This is a genomic window from Planotetraspora thailandica (genome assembly GCF_016863335.1).
GTDB lineage: Bacteria > Actinomycetota > Actinomycetes > Streptosporangiales > Streptosporangiaceae > Planotetraspora > Planotetraspora thailandica.
Genome location: NZ_BOOR01000029.1, coordinates 73432 through 87774, shown reverse-complemented (window position 1 = coordinate 87774; position 14343 = coordinate 73432). Strand labels below are relative to the sequence as shown.

Below are 14343 nucleotides of genomic sequence, written 5' to 3'. Positions count from 1 at the left end.
GCTCTGCGGCGCCGCTCAGGTGAGGAAGTGCGCGACCGCGCTCCATGACGGGTCGGCGGCCACGTCGACCCTGGCGCGGCCCTCCGGCCAGCTCGGGACCAGCTCCTTGATCACGAGTGCGGCGTCCCCCGACGGATCGGCGTAGACGTGCATCTCGCGCGTTCCTCCGCTGGTCAGGTGGGCGGCCAGCACGGCGGAGCCCCGCTTGCCGAGCAGCTCGCCGAGCCGTTCCTCGAAGTCGCGCAGCGCCTTCATGGAGGGCCCGGCGGGCTGGCCGTCCTCCTGGGCGTTCGCATACGGCAGGCTGATCGCGATGTGCTGGTCGAACGTGGGGAAGTCGACCGGGCGGAGCGGATGGCGGGCGACGACCGTCAGGCGGGCGCCCTGCCCGGTCTGGCCCTCCAGCAACGCCCACTGGCCGGGCTTGACGCCCTCGGCGATGTCGGCGACGACCGCGGACAGGTGGATCGCGGGGATGGCGTCGATGGGCTCGAACTCGGCGGCGATGATGTCGCCCACCCAGCGGGCCACCTCGTCCTCGCCCAGGAGCCAGTCGAGGGCGAGCAGGGTCGCCTCCAGCCGCGTCTCATCATCGATATCCGGAAATATCGGGTGAAACGCGGAAACGTCGACGCGAGCCGCGCCCGGGGGGACGCGCAGCCCCAGCACCAGCCGGTCGACGCCGAACTCCCTGCCGGCGACCTCGACGGTGACCTCGGCCGCCTTCGGGTTGGCCTGGCGGGAGGGGTGGAACTCCCAGAGGTCGTCGGTCGGCGGCGCCGCCTTGGCCCACCGGTGCGCCAGAGGGCGCAGCTCAGGGTCGCCCGACGCGCTGACGACCAGGGCGTGGCGCGCCGTGCCGCCAGGCGCGATCTCCCAGATGAGCGAGGGATGCAGGGTGGTGACGGCTCCGCCGATCAGCTCGGCGAGCGCCTGAGTGTCCTCCGCCTCGATGTAGGCGTCGATCTCGGGGCGGGTCTGCCGCCACCACGTCCAGAAGTCCGAAATGGCCTCGGCCGGATCGACCGGCTCGTTCTTGCGCCCGAACAGTCGCATGACCACGCATCCTCCCAGCCCGCCGCCGCGCATGCCAACGTGGACGGGCCGGCGCGGAAGGGGCCGTCCGCCCGGCTTCGGCTCGCCTGCCGTACAGGTAATCTCGGAGTGTTATGGGTTCCACTCAGAGGCTCCGTGTGCTCGCCGCCATGTCGGGCGGCGTCGATTCGGCCGTCGCCGCCGCCAGGATCGCCGAGGCGGGACACGACGTGACCGGCATCCATCTGGCGTTGTCGTCGAATCCGCAGTCGTACCGCACCGGCGCGCGCGGATGCTGCACGCTGGAGGACTCCCGCGACGCCAGGCGCGCCGCCGACGTGATCGGCATCCCCTTCTACATCTGGGACATGGCCGAACGTTTCCACCACGACGTGGTGGAAGACTTCGTCAGCGAATACGCGGCAGGCCGCACGCCGAACCCGTGCCTGCGCTGCAACGAGAAGATCAAGTTCGAGGCGGTGCTCGACCGGGCGCTCGCCCTCGGGTTCGACGCGGTCGCGACCGGTCACCACGCGCGCCTGTCGGACGGCGTGCTGCGGCGCAGCGTCGACGAGGGCAAGGACCAGTCATACGTGCTCGGGGTGCTCACCCGCGAGCAGCTCGCGCACGCGATCTTCCCCCTGGGTGACTCCACGAAGGCGGAGGTGCGGGCCGAGGCCGCGCGCCGGGGACTCACCGTGGCCGACAAGCCGGACAGTCACGACATCTGCTTCATCGCCGACGGCAACACGCGTGCCTTCCTCGCCGACCGGCTCGGCGCGGAAGAGGGCCCGATCGTCGACGCGCTCACCGGCCAGGTCGTCGGCAGCCACGAGGGTGCCTTCGGATTCACGGTGGGCCAGCGCAAGGGCCTCAACATCGACCGCCCCGCCGCCGACGGCCGGCCCCGCTACGTGTTGTCGATCGAGCCGGTCTCCAACACCGTCACGGTCGGGCCCCGCGCCTCCCTGGAGGTTCGCTCCATCGTCGGCGAGCGGCCGGTGTGGAACGGCCCGGTGCGGGAGCCGTACGAGCCGATGACGTGCACGGTCCAGCTGCGGGCCCACGGCGAGGTGTACGGCTGTCGCGCCCAGCTGTCGGGCGATCAGCTGCATATCGAGCTCGACGCCCCGGCGACCGGCGTCGCGCCGGGCCAGGGCGCCGTGCTCTACGACGGCGACGTCGTCATCGGGTCGGCCACGATCGCCTCGGCGATCTGAGCGCGATCTGACCGGCGCCCGAACGGAGCCGAGGTCAGCCGATCTCGACGAACTCCCCGACCGGGACGCGGCGGAACTCGGCCTTCTGCTCCTCGGCCTCCATGCTGAGGAAGTTGTCGATCAGCATGTAGCCGATGTCGTTGGCCAGTCCGTCGTGTGTGGAGTAGGCGCGGGCGGGGCGCACGTCGCGGAGATACTGGATCGACTCCGCGAGCTTCACCCACGGCCCGGTCGTCGGCACGAGGAGCGTGGGAACCTCCACCTGGGGGACGGTCAGCGCGTCACCGGGGTAGAAGACCTCCTCGTCCACGAGGAAGCCGACGTTCTGGATGAGCGGGGCGCCGGGCAGGTTGACGGCGTGCCACTCGCCGATCACCTTCACGTCGAACCCGGCGGCGGTGAACGCGTCGGTGTCCCGCACGACCTGGACCTTCGCCACGATGTCGCCGAGTTGGTCGGCGACCGCCTGGCAGGTCCAGATCTCAAGGCCGGCGGGCGCGTTCTTCAGCGCCTCGGCGTTCACGTGGTCGAAGTGCTCATGAGTGATCAAAACGGCGTCGGCGCCGTCGAGGAGCGACTCGCCGCTGAACGCCCCCGGGTCGAGCACCAGCGTGGAGCCGTTCTTCTCCATCCGCCAGCACGCATGTCCAAGTTTGGTGAGTTTCATAGTCCCTAAGCTAGTGGGCGTGAATGACTATCCGTGGGGCGAGGCCACGGCCACAGGTGTGGGGTCCTATCCGGGGGAGGACCACCTGGAAGCCCTCCGCGTGGCGTTCGGCGAGCTCTCCATGCCGTACCTGCCCGAGCTTCCCGCCCGGGGCGTCGGAGCGGACATGATCGGCAGGGGCGCCGCGCTGCTGGTGGAGCTGCCCGTCGAGGTGCAGCCCTCCGGATGGCGCGTCACCGACCGCCCCGGACGCGACGCCAAACGGGCCCGCGACCACCTGATCCGCGATCTCGACGGGCTCGAGGAGGCCGCACAGGGATACGAGGGCCCGCTGAAGATCCAGGCATGCGGCCCGTGGACGCTGGCCGGGGCCGTCGAGCTGCGGCACGGTGACAAGGTGCTGTCCGACGCGGGAGCCGTACGGGATCTGACGGAATCGCTGGCCGAGGGGCTGGCCAGGCACGTCGAGGACGTCAGGCGCAGGGTGCCCGGGGCACGGCTCGTCGTCCAGATCGACGAGCCGGGGCTGCCCGGAGTGCTCGCGGGCACCGTGCCGACCGCGTCCGGGTTCGGCCGGCTGCGCCCGGTGGAGCCGGTGATCGCCGGTGAGCGGCTCGGCACCGTCATCTCGGCGATCGCGCCGAGCGCCCCGCCTTCCGGCACCCAGGCCTGGCTGGCCGCCCGGTCTGAGGAGGCCTCCGGCGAGACGGACTCCGGGGTCTTCCCGATCGTGCACTGCTGCGCGCCGCGGACCCCGTTCGACCTCCTCCGTACGGCAGGCGCGCGCGGCTTCTCTGTCGACATGTCGCTGTTGCGCAGCCGGGACGAGGATGCGATCGGAGAGGCGATCGAGGCAGGCGTCGCGTTGTTCCTCGGGGTGGTGCCCGGCACCGACGCCCGGCTTCCCGACGTGGGCGTGATCGCCAAGCCGGCGATCGAGCTGTGGCGGCGGCTCGGGTTCGACCCCGCGGGTCTGGCCCGGCAGGTCGTGCTCACCCCGGCGTGCGGGCTCGCCGGAGCCTCGCCGCGTCACGCCAAGGCGGCGCTGGCCGCGTGCCGGGAGGCGGCGAGAGTGCTGCGGGAGGATCCCGGCGAGTAGCGGCGGGCGGTGGCCACGACGCGTCGGGCGAGCAAGGATGTCGGTGGGCGGCGATACGGTTTCCACGGGTCGTTGACGAGGGGAGACGAGCGACGTGACCGATCAGGTGAACGAGGCGGCGGGTGCGCCGTCGCATGCGCGGGAGCGGCACGCTCAGCTGGCGGAGCTCATCGAGGACGCCAACTGGCGCTACCACGTGCTCGACTCGCCGACGGTGAGCGACGCCGAATACGACACGTGGATGCGGGAGATCAGGGCGATCGAGGAGGAGCATCCCGATCTGCGCACTCCTGACTCTCCCACGCAGAAGGTGGGCGCGCCGATCTCCACCGAGTTCGCCGCCGTCGCCCATCTGCAGAGGATGGAAAGCCTCGACAACGCCTTCAACGACGCCGATCTGGCCGGCTGGCAGGCGAGGGCCGAGCGGCTCATGGAGGCCGACCCCGGCCCCTACCTGTGTGAGCTGAAGATCGACGGGCTGGCCATCTCGCTCGTCTACGAGAAAGGCCGCCTGGTGAGGGCGGCGACCCGGGGCGACGGCCGCACCGGTGAGGACGTGACGCCGAACGTGCGGACCATCCGCGACGTGCCGCACCGGCTGACCGGCGACGACGTGCCCGATCTGCTGGAGGTGCGTGGCGAGATCTTCCTGCCCGTCGAGGGGTTCAGGCGGCTCAACGAGCAGCTGATGGACGCGGGGAAGGCGCCCTTCGCCAACCCGCGCAACTCGGCGGCCGGCTCGCTGCGGCAGAAGGACCCGAGGATCACCGCGCAGCGGCCGCTCCGGATGATCGTGCACGGGGTCGGCAAGTGGGAGGGTGTGGAGCCGCCCACCGCCCAGTCGGACACCTACGACCGGCTGGCGTCGTTCGGCCTGCCCGTGAGCGACCGCTACAAGGTCGTCAAGACGCTCGACGAGATCCGCGAATTCATCACCTACTACAACGAGCACCGCCACGATCCGGCGTACGAGATCGACGGTGTCGTGGTCAAGGTCGACAGGATCGCGACGCAGCGCACGCTCGGCTCCACGAGCAAGGCCCCCCGGTGGGCGATCGCGTTCAAGTACCCGCCCGAGGAGGTCACCACCAAGCTCCTCGACATCCAGGTCGGCGTCGGCAGGACGGGCCGGGTCACCCCATACGGCGTGATGCGGCCGGTCGTGGTCGCCGGTTCGACGGTGGAGCGGGCCACCCTGCACAACGCCTCGGAGGTCGTTCGCAAGGGCGTGCTCATCGGCGACACGGTCGTGCTGCGCAAGGCCGGCGACGTCATCCCCGAGATCGTCGGCCCGGTGGCCGACCTCAGGGACGGCTCGGAGCGCTCGTTCGTGATGCCGACGCACTGCCCGGAGTGCGGCACCGAACTGGCCTACGAACGCGAGGGCGACGCCGACCTGCGCTGCCCCAACGCGCGGGCCTGCCCCGCGCAACTGCGTGAGCGGATCTTCTTCGCCGCCGGGCGCAACGCGTTCGACATCGAGGGCCTCGGCTACGTCGCGGCGACCGCGCTCACCCAGCCGTTGCCGCCGCAGGAGCCGCCGGTCAGGACCGAGGCCGACCTGTTCGACCTCACGATGGACCGGCTGCTGCCGATCAAGTCGGTGGTGCGCGACGTGGAGACCGGCCTGCCCAAGACCGATCCCGGCAACGGCGAACCCAAGATCGTCGCCTTCTTCGCGACGATGGCCGGCGCGCCCAGCAAGAACGCCGAGAAGATGCTGGAGCAGCTGGAGAAGGCCAAGAACCAGCCGCTCTGGCGGGTCCTGGTCGCCCTCAGCATCCGCCACATCGGCCCTCCGACCGCGCAGGCCCTCGCCGACGAGTTCCGCTCGATGGACGCGATCGCCGCCGCTTCGGAGGAGGAGCTGGCCGCGGTGGAGGGCATCGGGCCGCGGGTGGCCGAGACGATCCGGGAGTGGTTCTCCGTCGACTGGCATCGCGAGATCGTCGACAGGTGGAAGGCCGCCGGGGTCAGCATGGTGGACGAGCCGCCCGCCGACCTGCCGCCGCAGGTGCTGGACGGGATGACGTTCGTCGTGACCGGCACGTTGTCCGGGTTCAGCCGCGACGAGGCCGGCGCGGAGATCGCCAGCCGGGGTGGCAAGGTGTCGAGTTCCGTCTCCAAGAAGACGAGCTTCGTCGTCGTCGGCGACAGCCCCGGCTCGAAATACGAAAAAGCGGTCAAGCTGGGTGTGGCCATCCTCGACGAGGAGGGTTTCCAGACGCTGCTTCGGGAGGGCCCGGAGGCGGCCGAGGCGGTCGCCGTCACGGCCGAGGCCTGAACGCCGCCTGTGGCTGTCGCGACGAAGGGCGCCCGTTAGTTAGGCCGGTCGCCAAACGTGAGAAGCGCTGGAAAACGGGCTTTCGGCGGTGGCGATTCGTGGGAATTTCGCGCATCACGGCCGATTTGCGACCGGCATGTCAGACCATCGCAGGAAATCTACCGTAACGGACCGTGCCCAACCGGTTTCGCGAAGTGGCCCAAAGGTCGTACCCTCCCATAGTGACCTCTTGGGGGGTTCCTGACCTATGGCGCTATCTCGCAATCTCACGCCGTGTGCCGAGATTGCCCGCTTCGGTGATCTCATGCTGACACCCGAGATCGCCACGTCGTCCGACGCCCGCGACATGGGCCCGCGCCCGGGCTCGCCCCTGTGGACGTATCTCACGGCCGTCATCGTTGTCGGTTTTGCCGCGCTGCTGATCGGGGAAGTACGGCTCGGCTTGGGCGAGCTTGCCCAGGCAGGACGCACGCCGCTCTTCTGGATGCTGGCCGTGCTCGTCGTCCTTGGAGAGCTGCGGCCCGTCATGGTCAGCTCCTCCACGTCCGTGGGCGGCACCCCCACGTCCACGATGTTCACCTTCGCCGTCCTCATGCACTACGGCCTGCCGACCGCGGTGCTGATGCAGGCGGTCGCCGTGATCGTGAACGGCTGTCTGCACCGAAGGGCCTGGCACCGCGTGATGTTCAACATCGCGCAGGCGACGCTGGCCTACAGCGCCTCGGCCGCCGCGTTCGCCGTGTTCGGCGTGGACCCGACCCCGGCGGCCCCCTGGACCCCGGACGGAAGGGACATCCCCGCCATCGGCCTGGCCGCGCTCGCCTACTTCACCGTGCGGGCGACCCTGGTCTGCGTGGCGGTGGCGCTCCACGAGCGCAAGCCGATCACCCGGGTCGTCCGGGGCTCGATCGGCCCCCAGGCGCTCGTCTACGGCGCACTGCTCGGCCTCGGGCCACTGGTCACCGTGGTCATGGCGCATTCGTCGGCCCTGGTGCCGCTGTTCATCGCGCCCCTGGCTGCGGTGCATTTCACCGCCACGCTGTCACTGCGCCGCGATCACCAGGCCACCCATGACGGCCTCACCGGGTTGCCCAACCGCAAGATGCTGATCCTCCGTACGGAGGAGGCCCTGGCCGAGGCGCGCGAGCACGAGCGGGTGGGGCTGCTGCTGCTCGACCTCGACCGGTTCAAGGAGGTCAACGACACGCTCGGCCACCCGGTCGGCGACCGGCTGCTCCAGATCGTCGCCCACCGGCTCAGCCACAGCGTGCGCCCCGGAGACGTGGTCGCCCGCCTCGGCGGTGACGAGTTCGCCGTGCTCCTGCCGTCAATAAGGGATGCCCACGCGGCCAGGGAGGTCGCCTCCCGGCTGCGGGTCGCGCTCACCCAGCCCGTGCGGCTGGAGGGCATGACGTTCGATCTTGACGCCTCGATCGGCATCGCGCTCTATCCCGACCACGCGCCCGACTTCGAGCTGCTGTTACAGCGTTCCGACGTCGCGATGTACATGGCCAAGGAGGGCCGCACCGGCATCGAGTTCTACGTGGCCGACAAGGACCGCAACTCGCCGGAACGACTGAGCCTGCTCAGCGATCTGCGGGCGGCCGTGGACGCCGGAGAGCTCGACCTCCACTACCAGCCCAAGGTCAAGTTGGAGAACGGCCAGGTGGAGGGCGTGGAGGCCCTGCTGCGCTGGTGGCACCCCGAGCGCGGCCCGGTCTCGCCCGTCGAGTTCATCCCGCTCGCCGAGCAGTCGTACCTCATGCGGGAGATCACCCAGTACGTCATCAGGAAGGCGCTGGCGCAGGCGGCCCGCTGGTGGCACGACGGCATCGACGTGCCGATCTCGGTCAACGTGTCGGCCCGCGACCTGCTCGACTCCACCCTGCCCGAGGAACTGGAAGCGGGGCTGAGGACGTTCGCGCTGCCCGCATCCGCCATCCGCCTCGAGATCACCGAGCGGGTGCTGATGACCGATCAGGCCTACATCGCCGAGACCATCACGACGCTGGCCGACATGGGGGTGCAGTTGTCCCTCGACGACTTCGGCACCGGCTATTCGTCCCTTGTACGGCTCCAGCGGCTTCCCGTGTCCGAAGTGAAGATCGATTCTTCGTTCGTCCGGCGGCTCGCCGAGTCGCCCGACGACGAGCGGATCGTGCGCTCCATCGTCGACCTGGTCCGCTCGCTGGGATTGCGGTCGGTCGCCGAGGGCGTGGAGTCCCTGGAGATCGCGACACGCCTGCGCGAGATGGGCTGCCCCGCGGGCCAGGGCCGGTGGCTGGCCAAGCCCATGTCCGCCTACGAGGCCACCGTCTGGCTCCGCCACCGCATGGGCCCGGCGTTCGGCGCCCGCGCCGGCGACGAGGCGCGGCTGGCGCCCCACTGACCAGGCTCGGGTCATCGGGTCGGCCGTGCCTGGAGACGAGCCCTAGGATGGGAAGGTCCAATCTCCATCCATGAAACGGGTTCGACGACTCATGTCCGCCATAACCCGCGATGAGGTCGCTCACCTCGCCCGGCTGTCCCGGCTGGCGCTGGACGAGGAGGAGCTCGACCACTTCGCCGCCCAGCTCGACCAGATCGTCGGCGCGGTCGCCCGTGTCGCGGAGGTCGCGGCCGGAGACATCCCGCCCTCCTCGCACGCGCTGCCGCTGACCAACGTGTTCCGTCCCGACGAGATCAGGCCCAGCCTGACGCCCGACCAGGCGTTGTCCGGCGCGCCCGCCGTCGAGGAAGACCGGTTCCGCGTGCCCAGGATCCTGGGGGAGGAAGCATGAGCCTGACCCGTAAGACCGCCGCGGAGCTGGGAGAGCTCATCGCCTCCCGCGAGGTGTCCGCCGAGCAGGTCGCCCAGGCCCACCTCGACCGCATCGCCGAGGTCGACGGCAAGGTCACCGCCTTCCTGCACGTCGACGCCGAGCGCGCGCTCGCGCAGGCCCGCGCGGTCGACGAGCGCATCGCCAAGGGTGAACGGCTCGGTCCGCTGGCCGGCGTGCCGATCGCCCACAAGGACGTCTTCACCACCGCCGACATGCCGACGACCGCCGGATCGAAGATCCTCGAAGGCTGGCGCCCGCCGTACGACGCGACCGTGACCCGCCGCCTGCGCGAGGCCGGGCTGGTCATCCTCGGCAAGACCAACCTCGACGAGTTCGCGATGGGCTCCTCGACGGAGAACTCGGCGTACGGGCCGTCGCACAACCCGTGGGACCTGACCCGCATCCCGGGCGGATCCTCCGGTGGCTCGTCCGCGGCCGTCGCCGCCTACGAGGCGCCCCTGTCGACCGGCACCGACACGGGCGGCTCCATCCGCCAGCCCGCCGCGGTCACCGGCATCGTCGGGATGAAGCCGACCTACGGCGGCTCGTCGCGATACGGCCTGATCGCCTTCGCGTCGTCCCTCGACACGCCCGGGCCGTTCGCCCGCAACGTGCTCGACGCCGCCCTGCTGCAGGAGGCGTTCTCCGGGCACGACCAGCTCGACTCGACCTCGATCGACGCGCCCGTCCCGCCCGTCGTCGAGGCCGCCAGGCAGGCCGACGTGGCCGGGCTGCGCATCGGCGTGGTCAAGGAGTTCGCCGGAGACGGCTACCAGCCCGGCGTCCTGGCCCGGTTCAACGAGACCGTCGAGCTGCTGGAGTCCCTCGGCGCCAAGGTCGTCGAGGTCTCCTGCCCGACGTTCGCCTACGCGCTTCCCGCTTACTACCTGATCGCCCCGTCCGAGTGCTCGTCCAACCTCGCGCGCTTCGACGCCATGCGGTACGGCCTGCGCGTCGGCGACGACGGCACCCGCAGCGCCGAGGAGGTCATGGCGCTCACCCGGGCCGCCGGCTTCGGCCCGGAGGTCAAGCGGCGCATCATGCTGGGCACCTACGCCCTGTCGTCGGGGTACTACGACGCCTACTACGGCCAGGCGCAGAAGGTGCGCACGCTGATCTCGCGCGACTTCGAGGCGGCCTACCACCAGGTCGACGTGCTGATCTCGCCGACCACGCCCACGACGGCGTTCCCGATCGGTGAGCGCGCCGACGACCCGATGGCCATGTACCTCGCCGACCTGTGCACGATTCCGAGCAACCTGGCGGGCAACGCCGCGATCTCGGTGCCGTGCGGCCTCGCCGACGAGGACGGCCTCCCGGTCGGTCTGCAGATCATGGCGCCCGTGCTCGGCGACGACCGCTGCTACCGGGTCGGCGCCGCCGTGGAGAAGGCGCTGAACGACCGCTGGGGCGGACCGCTGCTGTCCCAGGCGCCGGCGCTCTAGAGGGGAGGAACGGCGAGATGATCATCCATGTGGGCTCCGCGGTTCCGGTCCCCGTGCACGTGGGGCGGGCCGCCGAGGCGAGGAACGCAGTGAAGGGACGGGGTCACCTGTGAGCAGCACTGAAACGCTCATGCCGTACGACGAGGCGCTGGAGCGCTTCGAGCCGGTGCTGGGGCTGGAGACGCACGTCGAGCTCGGCACCGAGTCGAAGATGTTCTGCGGCTGCCCGACCACGTTCGGGGCGCCGCCCAACACGCACGTGTGCCCGGTCTGCCTGGCGCTGCCCGGCTCGCTGCCGGTGGCCAACGCCAAGGCGATCGAGTCGACCATCAGGATCGGCCTCGCGCTGAACTGCTCGATCGCCGAGTGGTGCAGGTTCGCCCGGAAGAACTACTTCTATCCGGACATGCCGAAGAACTACCAGATCAGCCAGTACGACGAGCCGCTGTGCACGGACGGCTACCTGGACGTCCAGGTGGAGGGCAAGACCGTCCGGGTGGAGATCGAGCGGGTGCACCTCGAGGAGGACACCGGCAAGTCCACCCACGTCGGCGGAGCCACCGGCCGCATCCAGGGCGCCGACTACTCGATCGTCGACTACAACCGCGCGGGCATCCCGCTGGTCGAGATCGTCACCAAGCCCGTCGAGGGGACGGACCGGCTCGCCCCCGAGGTGGCCAGGGCGTACGTCACCGAGCTGCGCGAGGTCCTGCGCTCCCTCGGCGTCTCTGACGTCCGGATGGAGGAGGGCTCGCTCCGGTGCGACGTCAACGTCTCGCTGATGCCGCGGGGCTCCTCCGAGTGGGGCACCCGCACCGAGACGAAGAACGTCAACTCGCTGCGCAGCGTCGAGCGGGCCGTCCGCGGTGAGATCGAGCGGCAGGCGGCGATTCTGGCGGACGGCGGGCGGATCATCCAGGAGACCCGCCACTTCCACGAGGACACCGGGGCGACCACGTCCGGCCGGTCCAAGGAGGAGGCGCAGGACTACCGGTACTTCCCCGAGCCCGACCTGGTGCCGATCGCGCCCGATCCCGCGTGGGTGGCGCAGCTGAAGGCCGAGCTGCCCGAGCTGCCGTCCGTGCGGCGGGCCCGTCTGCAGGCCGAGTGGGGCGTGTCCGACCTCGACATGGCGGCCATGCACAACGCCGGCGCCATTGAGCTGGTCGAGGCCACGGTCGAGGCCGGGGCCCCCGCCGCGGACGCCCGCAAGTGGTGGATGGGCGAGCTGGCACGCCGGGCCAACGAGTCGGGTACGGCTCTCGCCGACCTGCCCATCAGGCCCGGCGACGTGGCCAAGGTCACCGAGCTGGTCGCGTCCGGCGCGCTGAACGACAAGCTGGCCCGCCAGGTGCTGGAGGGTGTGCTCGCGGGCGAGGGTACGCCCGAAGACGTGGTCGAGAAGCGGGGCCTGCGGATCGTCAACGACGAGGGCGAGCTGTCGGCGATCATCGACCAGGTCCTGGCGAGTAACGCCGACGCGGCCGACAAGGTGCGTTCGGGCAAGGTCGCGGCCGTGGGCGCCCTCGTGGGAGGGGTCATGAAGGCCAGCAGGGGCAAGGCCGACGCCGGCCGTGCCCGCGAGCTCATCCTCGAAAAGCTCGGCGTCCAGGGATAAGCCGTCGACCCTGTCGTACGGCTCCGCGTGTGCCGAGCCGTACGACAGGGGACGCCGGCGGTGTAAGGATCGTTACACGCGGTGCGGAGTAGGTCGCTGTTTCATGACATATCTCGAAGGCATTGCTTTAAGGTTGGCTGAACGCAGTTACCCGTGAGCCCTTGAGCCGGAGGAGACCGAGGCGTGCGGAACGCCGGAGCGTCCATCGATCCGCCGCCGGATCCGGCCTCGGCGACGCCTTCGGCCGACCAGCTTCACCCGGTTCGATCGAACACCTCCTCGCTCCCGCCAGGGGTGTCGGCTGACATCTTCGGAGAGGGCGCGCCGCGGCTCACCCCGGCGGCTCCCCAGACCGGCGGCGGCAGCAACCTTCCGCCGCCCGCCACCCCTGTCGAGCCGTGGCCGGTCGCGGACGCGACGGTTCAGGAAGAGCCCGCCCCCTTCGAAACCGAACTCGGACCCGAAGACAGGTCCCCGGCGGGCCGCTACTGGATCGTCGCGCTGGCCGTGCTGCTGGTATTGCTCTACCTCGGGTCCGCCGTGTCCATGTCAGGCGGGATCCTGCAGGGCACGACGGTTCTCGGCGTCGAGATCGGCGGGCTGTCGCCGTCCGACGCGGTGCTGAACCTGCGCGAGAAGCTGTACGGGCGGACCCACGCACCCGTCGTCGTGATGCAGGGCAGCGAACGCATCGCGGTCAACCCGGACGACGCCGGCCTGCGGTTCGACGCCGAGGCGACGGTACGGCAGGCACCGACCGGCTTCCCGTCCCCGCTCGAGGTGTGGCGCGCGTTCACCGGCGGCACACAGCTCGAGCCGGTGATCACGGTCGACCAGGTCAAGCTGGAGGCGGCCGTGGCCAGGGACGTTGGCGAGTCCCTGGAGGACCCGGCGAGGGAGGGCGGCGTCAGGTTCGACGGCACGACGCCCGTGCCGGTCTACCCCCACGCCGGCTACACGATCGACAAAACGGTCGTCGGGCGGGACATCCAGCGCGCCTATCTCACCCCCGACATCACGGTCAGGGCCACGACCGTGAAGAACACGCCCCAGGTCGGCCGCGACGCCGTACAGAGGGCCGTCGTGTGGGCGAAACACGCGGTCGCCTCGCCGATCACCCTTACCGAGGGGGGCAAGGCCGTCGAACTGCCCCCGATCGTGCTGGCCTCGCACCTGACCTTCGTGCCGGAGGGGCACTCGCTGCGTCCGAAGTTCGAGGCGGCCGAGATCGCCCCGGGCATCGAGCGGCGGCTGATCGAGCCGGGCGCCGCCGCCAGGAGCGCCACGTTCACCATCGAGGACGATCGGCCGGTCCTCGTGCACGCCCGCGAAGGGCGGCGGCTCGACACCGGCCGCATGGCGACCGACATGATCGCCGCACTGGGCGGCGGAAGCCGTACGGTGCCGGTGTCGCTTCTGGACGCGCCGCCCGTCGTGACGGACCAGGACGCCGTCGACCTGGGCGTCAAGGAGAAGATCGGCGAGTTCACGACCAGCTACCCCTGTTGCGTGCCGCGGACGGCCAACATCCAGGCCGCCACCCGAGTCGTCAACTACCAGCTGGTCAGGCCGGGGCAGACCTTCTCGTTCAACGAGCTCGTCGGCAGGCGCGACGCGGCTGAAGGTTACGGCGGCGGCTACACGTCCACCATGATCCGCGGGCAGGCCGGTTCCGACGTGGCCGGCATGTCCCAGGTGGCCACCACGATCTTCAACGCGATGGTGCGCGCAGGGCTGGACGACATCGACCGCACGCCCTCCGAGGTGTACATGCCGCAGTATCCGGAGGGCATGGACGCGGCCGTCTCCTATCCCGCGCCCGATCTGAAGTGGAAGAACGAGACCCCCTACGGCGTGCTGATCCATGCGACCGCCACCGACACCGCGGTGACCGTCGAGTTGTGGAGCACCAAACGGTACGACGTGGAGATCCGCGGGCCGGTCAAGACTGCTGTCACCCAGGCGGCTCCCATCGCCGGCACGGGGCCGCAGTGTGTGCCGTCGTCCGGACAGCCCGGGTTCACCGCGGAGGTGACCCGGACGTTGCGGCGGGACGGCAAGGTCGAGGCCAAGCAGTCCTTCAAGACCGTCTACCGGCCGCAGCCCGCGGTCACCTGCCCCACCGCCGGATGACCCCGGGGGCTGTACGGCCT

At 70.4% G+C, this 14343-nt stretch carries 10 protein-coding genes; 8 read left to right on the top strand and 2 right to left on the bottom strand.

What is annotated here, in order from left to right; genetic code table 11:
- Nucleotides 1–15: 15 nt before the first annotated feature.
- Entirely contained in the window at nt 16–1056 is a 1041-nt protein-coding gene (locus Pth03_RS20555) for a DUF695 domain-containing protein (protein WP_203945948.1), read from the bottom strand.
- 113 nt (nt 1057–1169) lie between these two features.
- Between Pth03_RS20555 and mnmA the strand changes: the two genes are divergently transcribed.
- Nucleotides 1170–2255 (top strand): tRNA 2-thiouridine(34) synthase MnmA, encoded by a 1086-nt coding sequence (mnmA, locus tag Pth03_RS20550; protein WP_275413153.1) that lies wholly within the window; start codon nt 1170–1172, stop codon nt 2253–2255.
- Nucleotides 2256–2289: 34 nt separating this feature from the next.
- Here mnmA and Pth03_RS20545 read toward each other — a convergent pair whose 3' ends face one another.
- On the bottom strand, nt 2290–2922 hold the full coding sequence (locus tag Pth03_RS20545; protein ID WP_203945947.1) for an MBL fold metallo-hydrolase: 633 nt from the start codon (nt 2920–2922) through the stop codon (nt 2290–2292).
- A 19-nt stretch (nt 2923–2941) separates the two neighbouring features.
- Here Pth03_RS20545 and Pth03_RS20540 point away from each other — a divergent pair, with 19 nt between their 5' ends.
- The 7 genes from Pth03_RS20540 (at nt 2942) to Pth03_RS20510 (ending at nt 14323) form a co-directional block, all read left to right on the top strand.
- Nucleotides 2942–4021, top strand: a complete 1080-nt coding sequence (locus Pth03_RS20540; RefSeq protein ID WP_203945946.1) for a methionine synthase — start codon at nt 2942–2944, stop codon at nt 4019–4021.
- A 94-nt stretch (nt 4022–4115) separates the two neighbouring features.
- Nucleotides 4116–6305 (top strand): NAD-dependent DNA ligase LigA, encoded by a 2190-nt coding sequence (gene ligA / locus Pth03_RS20535; RefSeq protein ID WP_239119210.1) that lies wholly within the window; start codon nt 4116–4118, stop codon nt 6303–6305.
- 304 nt (nt 6306–6609) lie between these two features.
- A complete protein-coding gene (locus tag Pth03_RS20530; protein WP_239119209.1) occupies nt 6610–8694 on the top strand; it encodes a putative bifunctional diguanylate cyclase/phosphodiesterase in 2085 nt (694 codons plus the stop codon).
- A gap of 91 nt (nt 8695–8785) precedes the next feature.
- Nucleotides 8786–9085 (top strand): Asp-tRNA(Asn)/Glu-tRNA(Gln) amidotransferase subunit GatC, encoded by a 300-nt coding sequence (gene gatC, locus Pth03_RS20525; RefSeq protein WP_203945945.1) that lies wholly within the window; start codon nt 8786–8788, stop codon nt 9083–9085.
- Nucleotides 9082–10572, top strand: coding sequence for an Asp-tRNA(Asn)/Glu-tRNA(Gln) amidotransferase subunit GatA (gene gatA, locus Pth03_RS20520; protein ID WP_203945944.1), 1491 nt, complete (start codon nt 9082–9084; stop codon nt 10570–10572). The genes gatC and gatA overlap by 4 nt, the downstream gene beginning before the upstream one ends.
- A gap of 109 nt (nt 10573–10681) precedes the next feature.
- Nucleotides 10682–12190: an Asp-tRNA(Asn)/Glu-tRNA(Gln) amidotransferase subunit GatB gene (gene gatB / locus Pth03_RS20515; protein ID WP_275413151.1), complete on the top strand. Its 1509-nt coding sequence runs from the start codon at nt 10682–10684 to the stop codon at nt 12188–12190.
- Nucleotides 12191–12373: 183 nt separating this feature from the next.
- Entirely contained in the window at nt 12374–14323 is a 1950-nt protein-coding gene (locus Pth03_RS20510) for a VanW family protein (RefSeq protein WP_203945943.1), read from the top strand.
- Nucleotides 14324–14343 lie beyond the last annotated feature (20 nt).